Here is an 18,691-nt window from a genome sequence, read left to right on the forward strand (position 1 = left end):
CCCCGTTGCACACCGGATCGGCCCGCCGACCCGAAACATCCGATTCAACCGAACACCTAATAAACCCATCATTTTATGAAAAAATACGCAATCATCCTTACCGCCGCGCTCTTCGTATGCGCATTCTCCGGATGCGACGAAGAGGCAACCCTCCCCTACATCCCGGTCGAAAAACCGGACGACAACACGCCGCCCGAAGGAGACGACCCCGACACCTATACCGTCGCCTACCGGCTCGACAAGGTGCTGCTGTGCGCGCCCGAGAATCCGAACGGCACCGACATCTACGGCAAACTGGACTATTTCCCTTCGCTGCGCATGACGCTCAACGTGTCGCCGCTCGCAACCACCGTCACGTTCGACAACGGCGACATCCCTTTCGTACCGTTCCCCGAAGCGCTGTCCGAAGGCCCCATCCAGTGTGTGCTGGACAGCAACGTCATCCCCAACGTGCTGCGGGTCAAAGGTTCGGACACGGTCATCGCCACCTTCGACGCGGACGGTTTTACGACCCAGTTCCAACTGGACAGCAAACTCCTGACATACAAATACAAATTCAAGAGACTCTAATACCATCCGACCATGAAAAAACTCAACAGACATAAAATACTCTCCGCGGCGTGCATCGCCGCGCTGCCGCTGCTCGTAGTCGCCTGCCTCGAATTCGACGGCATCATCCAGCCGGGCCGGGCCCTGACCGATTCGGAAATCGAAGTGACGGCCCAGCTCCGGGTCTCGCCGGGCGAAGACGGCTCGGGAAAGGTCGTATTCGCCGTATTGGCCCCCAAGGCATGGAACCTCCGCGACAATGCCACGCTCTATTTGACCACCAAGGACTACAACGCGATCCAGAACCAGCCCGAAGTTGTGAACGAACAACTCACCCTGATGCCCGCCGAGGAAAAAGACCCCAAGAACGGCCTTTCGTGGGCGGACTCCTTCATGAGCGTCATCGGCCGCGGCGGCAACGACCCCCAGACGGCAATGGAGTGGGTCGTATGGCGTTCATCGACCAAATTCATATTCGATGACAAGATCGAAGTGGACGGACAGGAAGTCGAGACGGCCGACGTGCATGCCGACGTCAGGATCAAAATGAAGACCGGCGCCGTTCCCCTGACCTGCGAACTGGGTTACTCGTATTGCTACGACACGTTCGGCCTCAAACGCGACGAACAGCGTTTCGCCGAGGCATTCAAGCCCATCGAAACCTACAACCAGGTGTTTACCACCACGCCCTCGGTATTCCGCTACGGCGACGTCTTCGGCATCACCTTCTCCTACGGGGGCACGGCACTGAAAGACGCCGGGGAGGTATATCTTTGCGGCACGGCAATCCATGACGGCGGGCAGAAGGCCGAGGTCTCGGCCGCAATCCCGCGCAACCGCATGGAACTAATCAGTTCCCGTTTCGAGAAATACCTCTACCCGAAGGATTTCTTCGGCCTTCCGTCCGACGCCGTGATCGAAGAACTCTACTTCTATTTCATCAATGCCGACGGCAGCATCGTCGTCAAGGACGATGAAAACGGCGGGCAGGAGTTCTTCGTCGAACAGTCCGACGAATAACCGCCCGCCCGGGATACCACCCCTCAGAGACGCGAAGCCTGTGCCGCACCTTGCGACACAGGCTTCGCCCGTTTCCAGCCCTGAAAACGGCGGCGGAATCCCCCGTCCCCACGCCTAAGGGCAGCCCTGCCGCCCCACCTGACGGCGATCTGCCGGGACAAAAAAATCCCCGGGCGGCGATGCCACCCGGGGAAAATCATGCGGCACGAGCGACCGCCCGTCGCAAATTACTTGCGGTAAATCTTCGTATAACCGTAGATAGCCTCGTCACCGAGCTCCTCTTCGATACGCAGCAGCTGGTTGTACTTGGCCATACGATCCGAACGCGATGCCGAACCGGTCTTGATCTGACCCGAGTTGGTTGCCACGGCGATGTCTGCGATCGTCGAATCCTCGGTCTCGCCAGAACGGTGCGACGTAACCGACGTGTAACCTGCACGGTGGGCCATCTCGATGGCGTCGAGCGTCTCGGTCAGCGTACCGATCTGGTTTACCTTGATCAGGATCGAGTTGGCGCAGCCGGTCTCGATACCCTTCTTCAGGAAATCTACGTTGGTCACGAACAGGTCGTCGCCCACGAGCTGGCATTTGTCGCCGATCTCGGCAGTCAGCAGCTGCCAGCCTTCCCAGTCGTTCTCCGACATACCGTCCTCGATCGAGTCGATGGGGTATTTCGCTACGAGCGACTTGAGGTACTCTACCTGCTCCTTCGAGCTGCGCTTGGCCCCCTTCTCGCCTTCGAACTTGGTGTAGTCGTACACGCCGTCGGCGTAGAACTCCGACGAAGCGCAGTCCATGCCGATCGACACATCGCCGCCTTCGCATTTGCGGCCGGGCTTGTAACCGGCCATCTTGATTGCCTCGAGGATCGACTCGATAGCGTCCTCCGTACCGTTCAGCGCGGGAGCGAAACCGCCCTCGTCACCGACCGCCGTCGAAAGGTTGCGCTTGTGGAGCACCTTCTTCAGGTTGTGGAACACCTCGGCGCCCATGCGGATAGCCTCCTTGAACGAGGGGGCACCCACGGGACGGATCATGAACTCCTGGAATGCGATCGGGGCGTCCGAGTGCGAACCGCCGTTGATGATGTTCATCATCGGGACGGGCAGCGTCTTGGCGTTCGCGCCGCCGATATAGCGGTAGAGCGGCATGCCGAAATAGTCGGCAGCGGCACGTGCAACGGCCAGCGACACGCCGAGGATGGCGTTTGCGCCGAGCTTCGACTTGGTAGGCGTACCGTCGAGCGCGATCATGGCCTTGTCGATACCCACCTGGTCGGCTACGTTCATGCCGATGATGGCCGGGGCGATCACCTCGTTGACATTCTTGACGGCGTTCAGTACGCCCTTGCCCAGGTAACGGCCCTTATCGCCGTCGCGGAGCTCGAGCGCTTCGTGCTCGCCCGTCGATGCGCCGCTCGGAACGGCTGCGCGTCCGAATGCACCCGAAACGGTGCGAACTTCGACCTCGATGGTCGGATTGCCTCGCGAGTCGAGGATTTCCCTTGCGTGAATCTCTACAATCTGCATAGTTGTAAACGTTTGAATTTATGGTTTGAAATAATGACTTCCTTTTTTGCACCGCAAAGGTACAAAATAATTGTGAATTGAGGTTTCCTAATTGTTATTTTTTTCACGAACGGCGCCTCGGGTTTCGGGGGAATCCCATAAATTATTATCTTTGTCCCCGAATGCACCCCATATATCTCTAAACAACTATCAATTAATGCGAAAAGTCCTTTCCTTTTCCTTGTTCCTGATGCTGGGACTCGTCATCTCCCAACTCCTCCCGGGGGCGCTCGGTGCAGGATACGCAAGCTTCAAAGCCTGCTCCGACACCCTGCTTTACGTCTGCCTGGGGTTCATCATGATCAACGTGGGGCGCGAATTCGAGATCGACAAATCCCGCTGGCGCTCCTACACGGCCGACTACTTCATCGCCATGGCCACCGCGGCGCTGCCCTGGATACTCATCGTACTCTACTATATTTTCGTCCTGCTGCCGCCCCCGCTGTGGGGCAGCGGCGAAGCCTGGAAGGAAAACCTGCTGCTGAGCCGTTTCGCAGCCCCGACCTCAGCCGGCATCCTCTTCACGATGCTCGCGGCGCTGAGCCTCAAGCAAAGCTGGATCTACAAAAAGATACAGGTGCTGGCGATTTTCGACGACCTGGACACCATCCTGCTGATGATCCCCCTGCAAATCCTGATGATCGGCCTGCGGTGGCAAATGTTCGCCATCATCGCCATCGTCGTCGTGCTGCTGGCCGCCGGCTGGCGCTGGCAGGCGCGGTGGAACGTACGGCAGGACTGGAAAACCATCCTCGGGCTGGCCGTCGTGGTCTGCGCCCTGACGCAGGCGGTCTACATCGCCACGGCGAAGCTCTACGGCCCCGAAAACAGCATCCATATCGAAGTGCTGCTCCCGGCTTTCGTCGTGGGTATGCTCATGAAACACAAGCACATCGACACACCGACGGAGCAACGCGTCTCCACCGGCATATCGTTCCTCTTCATGCTGCTGGTAGGCCTCAGCATGCCGCTCGTCACGGGCGCCCCGGCCGACACCGCGGCCGCCGCCTCGGTCACGGGATCGCAACCCATGATGCCGTGGGGCACCCTCCTCCTGCATGTCGTGGCGGTATCCGTGCTTTCGAACCTGGGCAAGCTGGTGCCGCTCTTCTTCTACCGCGACCGTAAGATCAGCGAGCGCCTGGCGCTCTCGATCGGCATGTTCACCCGCGGCGAGGTGGGCGCAGGCGTAATCTTCATCGCCCTCGGATACAGCCTCGGCGGCCCGGCGCTCATCATCTCGGTGCTCACGCTGGTGCTGAACCTCATCCTCACGGGCGGCTTCGTGGTCTGGGTCAAGAAACTCGCCCTGCGCAGCTACACCCCCGAACCGGAAGCATAACACGCCCTCCGGGGACGCCCCTGAAAATACTACGAACTAAAAACGACGACGACTTTGATCGAAATTACAGACACGGCCCTGCAGGCGGCTGCCGCCGAAGGGATGGACGCGTTCCTCCGGGCCTTTACCGACAAATACCGCGAGGCACTCGGCGGCGACCCCACGGCCGAGACGATCTCCCGGCTCAACGGCGAACAGCATTCGCTGCTGGCCTATCGGATCTTCCGCGACGAAGTGACCGAAGGCGGGTTCTGCCAGCTTATCCAGAACGGTTACGGGGCCTACATCTTCGGCAACCCGTTCGCCAGGGTAATGCGCCTGTGGGGCGCGGAACGGTTCTCGAAACTGGTATACGCCGCGAAAAAAATCTACGACGCCCACCGCGAAGACCTCGAAAGGGAGCGCACCGACGAGGAGTTCATGGCCATGTACGAGCAGTACGAAGCGTTCGACGAACTGGAGGAGGAGTTCGGCGAGATGGAAGAGGAGGTGACCGAAACGCTCGCCCGCTATGTAGACGGGCACCCGGAACTGTTCGCCACAATAGTCGGATAGACACCCCCGTAGGCACCGCAGCAATGCCGCGGGCGCTGCACCGCCACATCGCTACATCGCCGCTCCGCCGCAAACGGAAGGCGGCAGGGACGTTTGAGGCGCTATTGCCCGATCCTTTTGCAGACATCCACCCACTCCGCACACCGGGAATAGCGTTCCAGCTCCGCGACCGTGAGTTCGATGGCGCTGTTGCTGCTCCCGCATGCCGGGAAGACGGTTCCGAATCTCCGTAAGGATTCGTCCAGATAGACCGCTACCCCGTCGTTCACCCCGAACGGGCAGACTCCGCCCACGGCATGGCCGATATGCTCCTCCACCTCCGGCGGGGTCAGCATCCGGGCCTTGGCATGGAATTTCGCCTTGTATTTCGCGTTGTCGATCTTACAGTCGCCGGCCGTCACGATCACGATATACCCCTCCCCGACGCCGAACGACAGGGATTTGGCGATCCGGCCGGGTTCGCACCCCAATGCCTTCGCCGCCAGCTCGACCGTGGCGCTCGACACGCCGAATTCCAGCACCCTGCCCGCAGCGCCGTATTGTTCCAGATAAGCCCTGACCCGTTCTATTGCCATATGATTCTCCGATTTGCTGTTTTCGTATATCCGTCCGCCCGCTGCCCTGCGCCCGTCAGCGCATCAGCACCGACGAGTCGCCGTAGCTCAGGAAACGGAAATCGTGCGAGAGCGCATAGTCGTAAATGCGCCGCCAGTCTTCGCCCGCGAATGCCGAGACCAGCAGCAGCAGCGTCGACTTCGGCTGGTGGAAATTGGTGATGATGTTGCGCACGATGCGGAACTCGTACCCCAGCGGCGCGATCATGATCTGCGTCGCAGCCTTGATCCGGTCGAGCCCCTTCGCATCCATATAAGCGAGCAGCTCCTCCAGCGCATCGCGCCCCGTGTAATCCGCCGGAATGTCGTACAACTCCCACTGCCCCACGGGGCCCGGGCCGTCGATCGGAACCCCCGTGTGGATACGCCACGCCAGCGCCGGAAGCGATTCGAGCGTCCGTACCGAGGTCGTCCCCACGGCCGTGACCGCGCCCGGCTTGGCGAGCAGCGCCACGATGGTCGCACGCCGCACCTCGAAATGCTCGGTGTGCATCGGATGCTTCGCGGCGTCCTCGTCCTTCACGGGCAGGAACGTCCCCGCCCCGACGTGCAGCGTCACCTCCTCGAACCCGAAGCCGCGCGCCTTCATCCCCCCGATCAGCTCCGGGGTAAAGTGCAGCCCCGCCGTAGGCGCCGCCACAGATCCCTCGAACTTGGAATAGACGGTCTGGTAGCGCGTATAGTCGATCTGCTCGCTCTCACGGTTCAGGTAGGGCGGGATCGGAATCCGGCCGAGGTACTCGAGCAGCTGTCCGAAGGTCATCGCCGCCGACCATTCGAAACGCACGGTGTGTTCGCGGCCGCGGTTCTCTGCAATCCATGCCCGCAGGTGCTCCGGACGGCCTTCGTGTTCGAAATTGATCTCCACATAGCCCTCCTTCCATTTCTTGAGGTTGCCCACGATGCACGACCATTGGCAGGTTCCCGTGACGGCGAACGCCCGCTCGTAGTCGGCCGGGTCGTGGGGCTCGAGGCAGAAAACCTCGATCCGCGCCCCCGAAGGCTTGTGCATGATGATCCGCGCCCGGATCACCTTCGTGTTGTTGAATACCAGCAGCTGTCCCTCGGGCAGCACGTCGCCCATGTCGGCGAAATGCGCCTCCGAGATCTCCCCGCCACGGTACACGAGCAGCTTCGAAGAGCTCCGCTCCGCAAGCGGGAATTTGGCGATCCGCCCGTCGGGCAGGTCGTAGTCGAATCGGTTTATGTCGATATGTCGTTCAATCATGGGCACAAATGTACGTATTTTTTAAATCCGCTGCACCGCCCGCGCCCGAAAACCGGATGCCGGGGCATGAAAAGGGCCGTACGAAGAAATCGTCCGGCCCTTTGTCCGAATCATCCGGAGCTTTATCCAGCCTGCAGGCAATCGGCTCCGCGGCCGGCGGGACACCCCCGCCCCGCAGCAGCCCGGGCCTATTCCACCACGACCTCGTCCACGAACAGGAATCCCTTGCTGCCGGCGCCCGGGTGCCAGGCCGGGATCGCAGCGGCATTCTGCGCGACCACCTTCAGGTAACGGGCCGACGTTTCGGGAAACTGCATCCGGTAACGCCCGATGCCGTCGGCATCCCCGGCCTTCGCTTCGGGCACCGCGACCGAGGCCACCTCGGTAAAATCCGTCCCGTTATCCGAAACCCACACCGTAACCGACGAGGGCGGGAATATCCAGTCGCCCTTCTCGGCGAGCGTCTCCAGCTCCACCGACCGATAGGACTGCTCCCCGCCCATGTCGATGGTCACGTCGAGCGGCTCGTCCAGATACCCCAGCCAGGCACCGCTCGTAAAGACCGGGCGGCTGTGGTAACCGTCGACCAGCAGCGAAGCCCCTTCGAAGGTATAGCTGTCGTTGGGCTTGGTATTGAGCACCGCAGGGCGCCCTGTCGACTTGCTGAATGCGAACTCCCGCGAATAGGAAGCGTTCTCGCCGCCCTCGCGCAATGCCGTCGCCCTGAAGCGGGCGCTCTTGCCGATCTCGACCGGCCCCGTGTAACGCGGGCTGGCGGCCGTGGGTTCCGAGCCGTCGAGCGTATAGTGGATCGGAGCGTCGCCCTGCGTGGTGAGGGTCATCACCACGGCGCCCTTCTGCGGGTCTACGGCATACGATCCCTTGATGCCGAAGATATGCTTGGCGAATGCGTACCCCATCTGCGAATAAATCCTGTCCATGCGGAACCCGTCGCGGAAGCGCACCCAGTCCTTCACCCCGGGCTGGCACCACTGCACCTCGCTCAGCGCCGCCAGACGCGGCAGGAGCATGTATTCCAGGTGGTCGTCAGAAGCGATGTACTCCGTCCAGAGGTTTGCCTGCACGCCGAGGATATGCGCCTGCTGCCCGGGTGTCAGATCGGCCATCGGGTCGAACGAATAGACTTTGTCGATGGTCACGCAGCCCCCGATTCCGAAGGGTTCGGCATCGGCGTCGGGCGACTGGTAGTAGTCGAAATAGAAATGCGAATTGGGAGTCATGATCACGTCGTGGCCGAGCTTCGCGGCCTTGATGCCGCCCGCGCTGCCGCGCCACGACATGACGATGGCGTCCGACGGCGCCTGTCCTTCGAGTATCTCGTCCCAACCGATGATGCGCCGGCCGCGTTCGGCCAGGTATTTCCCGATGCGGTCGGTCACGTACCCCTGCAGGTAGTGTTCGGCCGTATAGCCGTCCTTGTCCCTGAGCCCCAACTGGCGGATACGCGCCTGGCAGCGGGGGCATTTCTCCCAGCGCACCTTCGGGCACTCGTCGCCGCCGATATGGATCAGCTCCGACGGGAACAGGCCGACCACCTCGTCCAGCACGTCCTCCAGGAATTCGAAAGTCTTCTCCTGCCCGGGGCACAGCACGTCGTCGGCCACGCCCCAACGACCCCACACCTCGTACGGGCCGCCCGTACACCCCAACTCGGGGTAGGCGGTCAGCGCCGAAAGCATATGGCCCGGCAGGTCTATCTCGGGGATCACCGTAATGGCGCGGTCGGCCGCATACGCCACGATGTCGCGGATCTCGTCCTGCGTATAATAACCGCCGTAGGGCGTATTGTCGTAGTTGTCCCACTCCTTGCGGATCATGGTTTTCTTGCGGATGCTGCCCACGGTCGTCAGCTCGGGGTACTTTTTGATCTCGATGCGCCACCCCTGGTCGTCGGTCAGGTGCCAGTGGAAGCGGTTGAGCTTGTGGATCGCCATCACGTCGAGGTAGCGTTTCACCTCTTCGACCGAAAAGAAATGGCGCGCCACGTCGAGGTGCATGCCCCGGTAAGCGAAACGCGGGGCATCCTCGATGCTCACGCACGGCAGCACCCACTCCTCGCCGGGCGCAGGCTCCGTCCCGTAAACCGCCGCGGGCAGCATCTGCCGCAGGCTCTGCACGGCATAGAAAAAGCCGGGGAAACGCGACGCACGGACTTCGACGCCCTTCGGGGTGACATCGAGCCGGTACCCCTCTTCCGGCAGCGTTTGGTCGAGGACGAAGCGGATGCCCGAGGCGGGAAGCTCGTCGGCGACAGTCACGGGGTTCTCCCCGCCGGAGGTTTTCGCCAGCTGCGCGGCGAATTCCGCCACGGCGCGCTGCGTCCGCTCGTCGGCACGGCTGTCGCACACGACGCCTTCGCCCTTGACGGCGAACGTCCCGTGCCCGGGTTCGAGGTGGTTGGGATAAGGTACGATCGAAATTTTTGGATCGTGGGTGGCGCAGGCGGACAGACACACGCCTGCGGCAAAGGCCAGTAGCAATTTTTTCATAGAATAATCAGGGTTGTATCGTGACAAAAGTAGGAAAAAATCCGGATATGGCCCGCTGCGGAGGGAAATATAGCCGACAGAAACGGGCATCCCGGGGAGATCGCCCTGTTTTTGCACAGGTTTTTCCCGGCGGAAGACCCGATTACCGGGCATTTTTTATAACTTTGCGTCGCATAATTGCTCACAAAACTATGAAAACCGACTTTCTGGTTATCGGTTCCGGCGCAGCGGGGCTTTCGTTCGCGCTCAAGGCCGCGGCCCACGGGCATGTCACGATCGTCACGAAGGGCGAAATGAACGAGTGCAATACCAACTACGCACAAGGCGGCATCTGCTCGGTGACCTATGCTCCCGACACCTTCGAAAAACATATCCGCGACACCCTGGTCTGCGGAGCCGGCAAATGCGACGAGGCAGCCGTCGAGCTGGTCGTGAAACGTGCTCCGGAGCTGATCCGCGACCTGATCGAATGGGGCACACGCTTCGACAAAACCCCCGACGGCCGATTCGAACTGAACCGCGAGGGCGGGCATACCGAACACCGCATCCTCCACCACGAAGACCTCACGGGCGCCGAGATCGAACGGGCGCTGGTCGAGTCGGTTCGCCGGCACCCCGGCATCACGGTGCTGGAACACCATTTCGCCATCGACCTCCTGACGCAGCACCACCTGGGCGAATTCGTCACGCGCCATACGCGCGGGCTGGCCTGCTTCGGCGCCTATGTGCTCAACCTCGCCACCAACGAGATCGAGACCATGCTCGCCAAGTTCACCGTCGTCGCCACGGGCGGCTGCGGCAATATCTACTCCACGACCTCCAACCCGGTCGTCGCCACGGGCGACGGCATCGCCATGTGCCACCGCGCCAAGGCCATCACCGAGAACATGGAGTTCATCCAGTTCCACCCCACGACGCTCTACAACCCCGGCGAGAAACCCAATTTCCTCATCACGGAGGCCATGCGCGGTTTCGGTGCCATCCTTCGCCTGCCTTCCGGCGAGGAGTTCATGGACAAATACCACCCGATGAAATCGCTGGCGCCGCGCGACGTGGTGGCCCGCGCCATCTACCGCGAAATGACCAAGCGGGGCTCGGACTTCGTCTACCTCGACGTCACGCACAAAGACCCCGGAGCCATCCGCAGTCACTTCCCCAACATCTACGAAAAATGCCTTTCGATCGGCATCGACATCACCCGCGACTGGATTCCCGTGACGCCTGCGGCGCATTACTGCTGCGGCGGGGTGAAAGTCGACACCAACGGCGAGACCTCGATCAGGCACCTCTACGCGCTGGGCGAAACCTCCTGCACGGGGCTGCACGGAGCCAACCGCCTCGCTTCCAACTCGCTGATCGAAGCGGTGGTCTATGCCGACCAGGCCGCACGCCACGCTGCGTCGCTGCTCCCCAAGGTCGACATCCAGGAGGGCATCCCCGACTGGGACTTCGAAGGCACGCAGCACACCGAGGAGATGCTGATGATCATCCAGTCGAAGCGCGAGATGCAGACCATCCTGTCCAACTACGTGGGCATCGTCCGCTCGAACCTCTCGCTCAAACGCGCCATGCGCCGCCTCGAGATACTCTGGCAGGAGACCGAGGAGCTCTATAACAAGACCAAGCCCAACCGCGAATTGTGCGAGCTGCGCAACATGATCGCCGTGGCCTACCTGGTAATCAAACAGGGCCGCGAGATCAAGGAGTCGGTCGGCTGCCACTACAACGCCGACTACCCGAACAAGGAAAAGGAAGTATAGATAATAAAGGAACTATAAATAACAGCGCCCTGTTCCGGCGTTCCGCCGGACAGAAGTCCCCGCCGAGGCGGGGATTTAGGGGTGGGGCAGACTTGTAAACACGGCCAAAGGCCGCGACGACAGCGCCCGGCAGCACCCCTGCGGCAACTATAAAAGAGACATTTCAGGTTCATGACATTACAGGAAGAAATCACACGCCGCCGCACCTTCGCGGTCATCGCCCACCCCGACGCGGGTAAAACCACCCTCACCGAGAAGCTGCTGCTCTTCGGCGGGGCCATCCACGTCGCCGGGGCGGTCAAAAGCAACAAGATCAAGAAAGGCGCCACGTCGGACTTCATGGAGATCGAGCGCCAGCGCGGCATCTCGGTCGCCACGGCCGTGATGGGCTTCGAATACAAGGGCACCAAGATCAACATCCTCGACACCCCGGGACACGAGGACTTCGCCGAAGACACCTACCGCACGCTGACGGCCGTCGATTCGGTCATCATCGTCATCGACGGCGCCAAGGGCGTCGAGTCGCAAACCCGCAAACTGATGGAGGTGTGCCGTATGCGTTCGACGCCGGTGATCGTCTTCATCAACAAACTCGACCGCCCCTCCAAGGAGCCTTTCGACCTGCTGGACGAGGTGGAAAAGGAACTGCGCATCCGCGTGCGGCCGCTGGCCTTCCCCATTTCGAACGGCCCCACGTTCCGCGGGGTCTACAACCTCTACGAAAAGAACCTCTCGCTTTTCACGTCGGACGAAAAACTCACCGCCGACGCCCAGACCGCCGAGATTTCCGACCTCGCGTCGCCGGAGCTGGACAGCTACATCGGCGCGAAATTCGCCGAACAGCTGCGCTCGGACGTGGAGCTGGTCGAAGGTGTCTACGACGAGTTCGACCGCGAGGCCTACCTGCGCGGCGAGCTGGCCCCCGTGTTCTTCGGCTCGGCGGTCAACAACTTCGGCGTGCGCGAACTGCTCGAATGCTTCGTCCGCATCGCCCCCTCGCCGCGCCCGGCGCCCACCGCGACCCGCACCGTGGAGCCCGCCGAGCCGAAGATGACGGGCTTCGTGTTCAAGATCCACGCCAACATGGATCCCAACCACCGCGACCGCATCGCCTTCCTGAAAATCTGCTCCGGGACGTTCGAGCGCAACCATAACTACCTGCACGTACGCAGCGGCAAGCAGCTCAAGTTCTCCTCGCCGACGGCCTTCATGGCCGAAAAGAAATCGGTCATCGACTTTGCCTACCCGGGCGACATCGTCGGCCTGCACGACACGGGCAACTTCAAGATCGGCGACACCTTCACCGAGGGCGAGAAGCTCAAATTCACGGGCATCCCGTCGTTCGCCCCCGAGCAGTTCCGCTACATCGAGAACGCCGACCCGCTGAAATTCAAGCAGCTCGCCAAGGGCGTCGACCAGCTGATGGACGAAGGCGTGGCGCAGCTGTTCGTATCCTCGCTCAACGGCCGCAAGATCATCGGCACGGTCGGGGCGCTCCAGTTCGAAGTCATCCAGTACCGACTCGAACACGAATACAACGCCGCCTGCCGCTGGGAGCCGATCTCGATCTACAAAGCCTGCTGGATCGAGAGCGACAACGCCGCGCAGCTGGCCGATTTCAAGCGCCGCAAGCACACCAACATGGCCGTCGACAAGCACGGCCGCGACGTATTCCTCGCCGATACGAGCTACGGGCTGGCGCTGGCGCAGGAGAATTTCAAGGACATCCGCTTCCACTTCACCTCGGAGTTCTGATCCAGGGGGGGGGCTGTCCGATCCGTAAAAATTCCGGCGGGAACCCATGTGGGATCCCGCCGGAATTCTCTCTTCCTGCCGGCAATACGCCCGCCCCGGCCGCGTCAACCGCGATGCCGCAGGCAGGTCACAGGCACGGACATCGCAGACAGGTCGCAGGCATGGACGCCGCACGCACGGACATCGCACGGCCTGCCGCCGGGCTACTCGAAAACGGGAGCTTCGGCACTCCGGGCTGGTACGTGCCCGCGCACCTCGGGCCACCCGTCATTCCACTCGATCCGGTCGAGCAGCAGGTAACGCGGCCCGCCCACCTCGAGCCGGGTGTGGTAGAGCATCCAGTCCTGCCCCTTGTCGTCGGTAATGAACTCCGCATTATGCCCCGGGGCGACAAACCCGTTGCCGTTGCCCACGACCAGCTCGTGGTGCACGCCGAGCATGTCGCGCCCCGCACGATCGACATAAGGCCCCATCAGCGACCGGCTGCGGCCGACGACCACATGGTAATCCTTCATGAAATCGCCCGTCGAGACGATCAGGTAATAGTACCCGTCCCGCTTGTGGATGTAGGTGCCCTCGTACTGGTCGCCGGCGATCTTACGCTTCCCGGCCCCGGGTTTGAGCGACAACCCGTCGTCCGCAAGTTCAATCGCCCAGATGCCCCGGAAACTTCCCCAGAACATGTACTTGTGCCCGTCCTCCTCGATGTAGAACTGGTCGATCGAAATATCGACCCCGATCTCGTCGCTGCCGATCAGTTTCCCGTGGTCGGTAAAGGGCCCGACAGGCGAGGGGCCCGACGCCACGCCGATGGCGTGCTTGTTGTTCTCCCCCGGCTGGGAATAATACAGCACATACCTGTCGCCGATCTTGTTGATGTCCGGCGCCCAGAGGTTGGCCCCGGCCTTGTCGGTTATCTGCGGATGGTTCCCCGCCGTAAAGACCTCGCCGACCTTCGTCCAGTTCACCAGGTCGGACGAGCGCAGGATGGGGATGTTGTTCTTTCCGCTCTCGGTCGCATAGAGGTAAAAATTCCCGTCCTCGGCGCGTATTACCGTGGGGTCGGCCACGAGGAATTCCCGGAAAACCGGGTTCTTGTAGCTCTTTGCCCCGGGGTTCCCGGGCAGGGGATCCCCGTCCCCGCTGCGGGCGGGTTCGGGCGTGCCGCAGGCACAGGCCACGGGCAGGAACAGCGCCGTGAAGGCGAGTGCGACGAAATAATTTTTCATAGCGTATCTCATTTACGAATTCAACGATATTTTGCCGGAACCGGCAAACAAAGATACGAAAAATACACTGTCTTCGGCCGGGCGGAAGGGGATTTTCCGTTTCCGCCCGGCCGGTGCGGCACGGCGGCAATAAAAAAAGCCTGCTGGAAACCAGCAGGCTTTCACCTATATATCCGCCCGTTAACGCATCGGCACCTCGATGACCAGCACCTGGGCGTCGGCCGAAGCCCTGATCCCGAAGCCGTCGGTATCCCAGACCCCCATGCCGTCGCGGCGGCCGAGCACTTCGCCGTCCACCTCGACCAGCCCTTCGATCACGAAGACATAGGCCCCGTTCCCGGGCGTATGCATCCGGTATTCAACGTCATGCCCCTTGTCCAGGTCGAGCGTCGAGAACCAGGCATCCTGATGGAGCCAGCCCGTGTTTTCGCCACCGCGGCCTTCGGGGGCCACGATCGTCCTCAATTCGTTACGCTTTGCCGGCGCCAGCCGGATCTGGTTGTAACGCGGCGTATGGTTCTCCGCATCGGTCAACACCCATATCTGCAGGAATTTCACGGGCTCCGTGTCGCTGGCGTTCATTTCGCTGTGCGTAATGCCCGTCCCGGCCGACATGACTTGGATCTCGCCCGGGCGCAGCTCCTGCATGTTCCCCATGCTGTCGCCGTGCTGAAGCGCACCTTCGAGCGCAATCGACACGATCTCCATGTTATCGTGGGGATGCGTCCCGAATCCTTCGCCCGGGGCGACCGTATCGTCGTTGAGCACCCGCAGGGCGCCGAAATGGATTCGCCGGGGGTCGTAATATCCGGCAAAACTGAACGTATGGTAGGTATCGAGCCAACCATGGTTGGCGTGTCCGCGCGTCTGTGCGCGGTGAATCGTCTTATTCATAGCAATGATTTTTTTATTATACAATCGGTTGGGCGTGAAGCAAACTCCGCGCCAGCCGCGCCTGCGCGCAGCACCTGACGGAATCCGCAGGCTACACCTTCAGAAAGACGTTCTTTCTGTAAAGGAAATAGAGAAACAGCCAGCAGACGGCCACATAGCCGGCACTGTCGACCACGGCGGCAAGTGCCTCCGGGCATTTCGACGCCACGCCCCCGAGGAAGAAATCGGATATGCGCCCGAAGCCCACGATACGCTGGGCCAGATAGATCGTGATCGAATTGAGTCCCACGACGCGGAAGAAGAGCGTCCAGCGGCGCCATCCCCTGACGTCGATCAGGTAGTAGAACAGGGCGAACATCGCCAGCGAATAGGCAGCCACGACACATACGAACGTACTCGACCACAGCGATTTGTTCACAGGCACCACCCCGTTGAAAGCCAGCCCTGCGACCAGCAGCGCCACGGCCGCCGCAATCATCCACGACGCCTTGCGGCCGCCCGACAAGTCCTGCCGCCGCACGAATTCCCCCGTAAACATGCCCAGCATGGCCGTCACCACGGCGGGCACCGTACTCAGCAGCCCCTCGGGGTCGAATGTCTTGCCGTACAGCTTACCCGGCAACAGCAGCCGGTCGACATACCCTGCCAGGCAACCCTCCCGGGTCAATGGCCCTGCGCCCGCGACGTCGGGTGCCGCCACCAGCGCCGACAACAGGCCGTAACCGACCAGTATGGCTGCGGCGATCGCAATGCGCGCCTTCACCCCGAAATTGAGGTACAGCACCGCGGCTATGCCCCATGCAAGGCCGATACGCCCCAGTACGCTGGCAATACGCAGGTTTTCGAAATCAAGCCTGAACAACCCGTTGTAAACCACCCCCAGCAACACCAGCGTCAGCGCGCGGCGGACGATCTTTGCATAGATCGTCCCGGTCGACAACCCCAGCGAACGCTGCTTGGAAAGCGAAAAGGGGAAGCTCACCCCGGCAATGAAGAGGAACAGCGGAAAGATCGTATCGTGGTGGGTGAAGCCGTCCCAGCTGGCATGCCCCATCTGGCTGGCAATGCTGTCGGTCACAGCGTTGGGCCACAGGCCGCACACGGCGACGACGAGCGAGGCGAACCCCATGATAAAGAGCATGTCGAACCCCCTCAGGGCATCGAGCGACTGCAATCGTTCGGACGGTTTCATAATTCGGGTGCTGTTCTTCCGGCCCGATCCTTGTCAGTGATCCTTCTTCGACCGGCCCTATTATACTTTACACAAAGATAATAAGAATTTCTGATATATCCAAATATATCGGGGCCCGGCGGAGCGCATCCGGCCGGGCCCCTGCTTTTTCCACCGGCAACTACTCCAGCTCCAGATTGCTCACCCGGCCGGTCACCCCGAACGGGAAGTCGGGGTAGACGTACAGCCCGAAACGCGGCTCGGTCTGACCGTGCGTGTAACCCCAGATGCTGGCGTAATCCTCCGCGTCCTCGCCCATCTTCTCCAACTGGCGCAGATAGGCCGCCACCGACTTGTTCTCCACGATGTAGATCTCGCCCATACGGTCGATGATCGGGCTGTGGCGGCGCGTACGGTCGTGGTCGAAGCGCAGGATACGCTTCCCCTCGGCCGTGATGCCCACCAGCCGGAAGGTCATGCTCTTGCCGATGGCCGGCAGGTTGAGCACACTGCGGTCGGTGGCCAGGAACGGCAGCCGGTGTTTCTTCATGAAGCGGCGGATGCGCCCGGCCGTGTCGCCCTCGCCGGTCAGCGCCGCATCCAGTTCCGCGGTCTGCTCAGCGGTCATCCGCCCGAAGAGCTTCTCTTCCTGCTGCTCCTGCATCGAACGGCTGTTGGGCGTGAAGACGGCGTAGTTTTCGCCGAAGCCCTTCACCGAGAAGGTATAGTAACAGACCACGCCCAGCGAGTTGAGCACCTGCCTCAGGCGGGTGGTATGCCCGCGGCGCGATGCCGCGACGGTATATACCAACTGGTTGGTGATGAGCCACCCGGCGGAAAGAATCTTCCGGATAGCCTCCCGTGCCTCGGGCGTCACCTCCAGCGGCGACTGGAAATGGGTCTGGATGACGAACTGCTTCACGCCGATGGCCGAGGCCTTCTCCCGGAACTCCTTCAGCACCTCCACCAGCTGGTCGTCGATGCGCATCGGCAGGTAAGCCGGCAGGCGCGACCCCAGCCGCACGCGCTGCAACTCGGCATATTTTTCACCGTCGGGACGCGCCTGGTTGGCCTTGCGCTTGCGGCAGGCCATGCGGTAGACCGCCTCGAGGATATTGCGCAGCGTCTTGTTCTGGCTCATCAGGGCGTCGCCGCCCGTGATGAGGATATCGCGCAGTTGCGTGTCCTCCTCGAAATAAGCCATCAGGCGGCGCAGTTTGTGATCCCAGCTCTCCTTGGGGCGCAGGCTCTCGAACTCGAAATTGAGCCGTTCGCTCTGAAAGTCGTACATCCGCTGGCACGAGGCGCACAACCCGCCGCAGGCACGCCCCATCGTATCGGGGATCAGGATCGCCACTTCGGGGTAACGGCGGTGGATATTGTGCCCGTCGGGCAGCAGCCACCCGGCCGCATTGGGTTTTCCGGCCTCGACGACGTCCTCCTTCTCCCAGGCGCGGATATTCCCGTAGGTCTCGACCAGCTGCGGCGAATAGAGGATATAGCTGCGGATCGCCTCGTCGTCGTACGCTTTGCCGGTGACGTCCAGCAGCGAGAGGTAATAAGGCGTGGCGAAGAACGGCATCCCCTTCTTGCGGGCCTTCGACAGCAGGTACATGGTCTCCGCCGAAAGCGAGTTGCCCAGAAACCGGTTCAACTCCGAAGGGCTCTTCACGGCCATCGCCAGGTGGAACCGGAAATCGCCCCACCAGACGCCTACCTGACGGTATTTATCCTCGTAGGTCATCCCCTCCTCGAAACGGAACCGCGAAGGGGTCGACTTGCGGTTCTCGATCTTCTGCACCAAGAGGTGGAGCATACGCTCCCTGTTCCGGGCGCGCACCTCCGCCACCTCGGGATCGAGCCCCGTCGGCCAGCGATCGCTGCGGATACGGACGCGCTGCGGCGTGAGCGGCTGCAACTCCAGCCCCTCAAGGCGCTTGAACTGGAAAAACAGGTCGATGAACAGGTCGCAACGCATCTCCGGGTTCTCCAGCCGCCCCGTGAGGAACTGCCACAGCAATTCCAGCGTCCGCACGGGCATCTGCTCACCGGTCGAAAGTTCGCTCACCTCCCGCCCGTCGTAGCCGATCAGCAGGCGGATCTGTTCCGCCGCCTCGCCCTGCGCCGCCGCATGCCGGGCGACGAACTCTTCGAGCCGGGCCCGGAACTCCCCGGCATCGCGGCTCGCATCGGCCTGGGCAACAAGTCCCGGCAGCTCCTGGCGGAAAAGCAGCCCGAGCTGGTAAAGCGTGAATGAAAGCATTTTCCTTTGTTTCATAAGCACTATCGTTTATTTTTTCGTTATAATTTTCGGATGCGGGCGGCAATGTCCCCGGTACGGTCGTCAGCGTACAAAAAAAGGCACGGCGCAATAAAATCACAGATACACCCGGAACCGCAGGCTCCCCTGCAAATTCCTCCGCATTCAGACGATATACCCGGGAAAAATAACAGCCCTCCGGGCGAATATCAACAGCCGCCGCTCACGGGCGAGCC

At 61.5% G+C, this 18,691-nt stretch carries 14 protein-coding genes; 6 read left to right on the forward strand and 8 right to left on the reverse strand.

Annotation, left to right across the window (positions count from 1 at the left end; translation table 11 throughout):
- The first annotated feature begins 75 nt into the window (after window positions 1–75).
- Window positions 76–570 (forward strand): hypothetical protein, encoded by a 495-nt coding sequence (locus DW189_RS05790; RefSeq protein WP_117507167.1) that lies wholly within the window; start codon window positions 76–78, stop codon window positions 568–570.
- Window positions 571–582: 12 nt separating this feature from the next.
- Window positions 583–1,569 carry a DUF4961 domain-containing protein gene (locus tag DW189_RS05795; protein WP_117507168.1) on the forward strand — a complete coding sequence of 329 codons (987 nt, stop codon included), beginning with the start codon at window positions 583–585 and terminating at the stop codon, window positions 1,567–1,569.
- A 227-nt stretch (window positions 1,570–1,796) separates the two neighbouring features.
- Here DW189_RS05795 and eno read toward each other — a convergent pair whose 3' ends face one another.
- Window positions 1,797–3,098 (reverse strand): phosphopyruvate hydratase, encoded by a 1,302-nt coding sequence (eno, locus tag DW189_RS05800; RefSeq protein ID WP_022331817.1) that lies wholly within the window; start codon window positions 3,096–3,098, stop codon window positions 1,797–1,799.
- A 196-nt stretch (window positions 3,099–3,294) separates the two neighbouring features.
- Between eno and DW189_RS05805 the strand changes: the two genes are divergently transcribed.
- Window positions 3,295–4,479 carry a sodium:proton antiporter gene (locus DW189_RS05805; RefSeq protein WP_117507169.1) on the forward strand — a complete coding sequence of 395 codons (1,185 nt, stop codon included), beginning with the start codon at window positions 3,295–3,297 and terminating at the stop codon, window positions 4,477–4,479.
- A 54-nt stretch (window positions 4,480–4,533) separates the two neighbouring features.
- Window positions 4,534–5,034 (forward strand): DMP19 family protein, encoded by a 501-nt coding sequence (locus DW189_RS05810; RefSeq protein ID WP_055204206.1) that lies wholly within the window; start codon window positions 4,534–4,536, stop codon window positions 5,032–5,034.
- Window positions 5,035–5,135: 101 nt separating this feature from the next.
- Here the strand turns inward: DW189_RS05810 and DW189_RS05815 are convergent, their stop codons facing one another.
- The 3 genes from DW189_RS05815 to DW189_RS05825 form a co-directional block, all read right to left on the reverse strand.
- A complete protein-coding gene (locus tag DW189_RS05815) occupies window positions 5,136–5,609 on the reverse strand; it encodes a YbaK/EbsC family protein (RefSeq protein ID WP_055210718.1) in 474 nt (157 codons plus the stop codon).
- 55 nt (window positions 5,610–5,664) lie between these two features.
- On the reverse strand, window positions 5,665–6,876 hold the full coding sequence (locus DW189_RS05820; protein ID WP_117507170.1) for an S-adenosylmethionine:tRNA ribosyltransferase-isomerase: 1,212 nt from the start codon (window positions 6,874–6,876) through the stop codon (window positions 5,665–5,667).
- Between the two features lie 188 nt (window positions 6,877–7,064).
- The gene (locus tag DW189_RS05825; protein WP_162851423.1) at window positions 7,065–9,386 is read right to left on the reverse strand and encodes a family 20 glycosylhydrolase; all 2,322 of its coding nucleotides are present in this window, start codon (window positions 9,384–9,386) and stop codon (window positions 7,065–7,067) included.
- 191 nt (window positions 9,387–9,577) lie between these two features.
- On the opposite strand from DW189_RS05825, the gene nadB reads away from it, so the two are divergent.
- Window positions 9,578–11,146 carry an L-aspartate oxidase gene (nadB, locus tag DW189_RS05830; RefSeq protein WP_117507172.1) on the forward strand — a complete coding sequence of 523 codons (1,569 nt, stop codon included), beginning with the start codon at window positions 9,578–9,580 and terminating at the stop codon, window positions 11,144–11,146.
- A gap of 171 nt (window positions 11,147–11,317) precedes the next feature.
- Complete coding sequence (locus DW189_RS05835; protein ID WP_022332025.1) at window positions 11,318–12,901, forward strand: peptide chain release factor 3; 1,584 nt, start codon at window positions 11,318–11,320, stop codon at window positions 12,899–12,901.
- A gap of 203 nt (window positions 12,902–13,104) precedes the next feature.
- Here DW189_RS05835 and DW189_RS05840 read toward each other — a convergent pair whose 3' ends face one another.
- The 4 genes from DW189_RS05840 to DW189_RS05855 all read right to left on the reverse strand — a co-directional run bounded on the left by DW189_RS05840 (window position 13,105) and on the right by DW189_RS05855 (window position 18,473).
- The gene (locus DW189_RS05840) at window positions 13,105–14,130 is read right to left on the reverse strand and encodes a family 43 glycosylhydrolase (RefSeq protein WP_117507173.1); all 1,026 of its coding nucleotides are present in this window, start codon (window positions 14,128–14,130) and stop codon (window positions 13,105–13,107) included.
- 180 nt (window positions 14,131–14,310) lie between these two features.
- Complete coding sequence (locus DW189_RS05845) at window positions 14,311–15,024, reverse strand: pirin family protein (protein ID WP_117507174.1); 714 nt, start codon at window positions 15,022–15,024, stop codon at window positions 14,311–14,313.
- Between the two features lie 91 nt (window positions 15,025–15,115).
- The gene (locus DW189_RS05850; RefSeq protein WP_032135381.1) at window positions 15,116–16,216 is read right to left on the reverse strand and encodes an acyltransferase family protein; all 1,101 of its coding nucleotides are present in this window, start codon (window positions 16,214–16,216) and stop codon (window positions 15,116–15,118) included.
- Between the two features lie 160 nt (window positions 16,217–16,376).
- Window positions 16,377–18,473, reverse strand: coding sequence for a KamA family radical SAM protein (locus DW189_RS05855; protein ID WP_117507175.1), 2,097 nt, complete (start codon window positions 18,471–18,473; stop codon window positions 16,377–16,379).
- Window positions 18,474–18,691 lie beyond the last annotated feature (218 nt).

Origin of the sequence: Alistipes sp. AM16-43, from assembly GCF_003435745.1 — a bacterium.
Lineage (GTDB): Bacteria > Bacteroidota > Bacteroidia > Bacteroidales > Rikenellaceae > Alistipes > Alistipes onderdonkii.

What these genes read in the sequence shown, in the direction of transcription:
- DW189_RS05815 (WP_055210718.1), bottom strand. Translation starts at nt 5,609, where the DNA reads ATGGCAATAGAACGGGTCAGGGCTTATCTGGAACAATACGGCGCTGCG.
- DW189_RS05840 (WP_117507173.1), bottom strand. Translation starts at nt 14,130, where the DNA reads ATGAAAAATTATTTCGTCGCACTCGCCTTCACGGCGCTGTTCCTGCCC.
- DW189_RS05790 (WP_117507167.1), top strand. Translation starts at nt 76, where the DNA reads ATGAAAAAATACGCAATCATCCTTACCGCCGCGCTCTTCGTATGCGCA.
- eno (WP_022331817.1), bottom strand. Translation starts at nt 3,098, where the DNA reads ATGCAGATTGTAGAGATTCACGCAAGGGAAATCCTCGACTCGCGAGGC.
- nadB (WP_117507172.1), top strand. Translation starts at nt 9,578, where the DNA reads ATGAAAACCGACTTTCTGGTTATCGGTTCCGGCGCAGCGGGGCTTTCG.
- DW189_RS05855 (WP_117507175.1), bottom strand. Translation starts at nt 18,473, where the DNA reads ATGAAACAAAGGAAAATGCTTTCATTCACGCTTTACCAGCTCGGGCTG.
- DW189_RS05845 (WP_117507174.1), bottom strand. Translation starts at nt 15,024, where the DNA reads ATGAATAAGACGATTCACCGCGCACAGACGCGCGGACACGCCAACCAT.
- DW189_RS05805 (WP_117507169.1), top strand. Translation starts at nt 3,295, where the DNA reads ATGCGAAAAGTCCTTTCCTTTTCCTTGTTCCTGATGCTGGGACTCGTC.
- DW189_RS05820 (WP_117507170.1), bottom strand. Translation starts at nt 6,876, where the DNA reads ATGATTGAACGACATATCGACATAAACCGATTCGACTACGACCTGCCC.
- DW189_RS05825 (WP_162851423.1), bottom strand. Translation starts at nt 9,386, where the DNA reads ATGAAAAAATTGCTACTGGCCTTTGCCGCAGGCGTGTGTCTGTCCGCC.
- DW189_RS05850 (WP_032135381.1), bottom strand. Translation starts at nt 16,216, where the DNA reads ATGAAACCGTCCGAACGATTGCAGTCGCTCGATGCCCTGAGGGGGTTC.
- DW189_RS05835 (WP_022332025.1), top strand. Translation starts at nt 11,318, where the DNA reads ATGACATTACAGGAAGAAATCACACGCCGCCGCACCTTCGCGGTCATC.
- DW189_RS05795 (WP_117507168.1), top strand. Translation starts at nt 583, where the DNA reads ATGAAAAAACTCAACAGACATAAAATACTCTCCGCGGCGTGCATCGCC.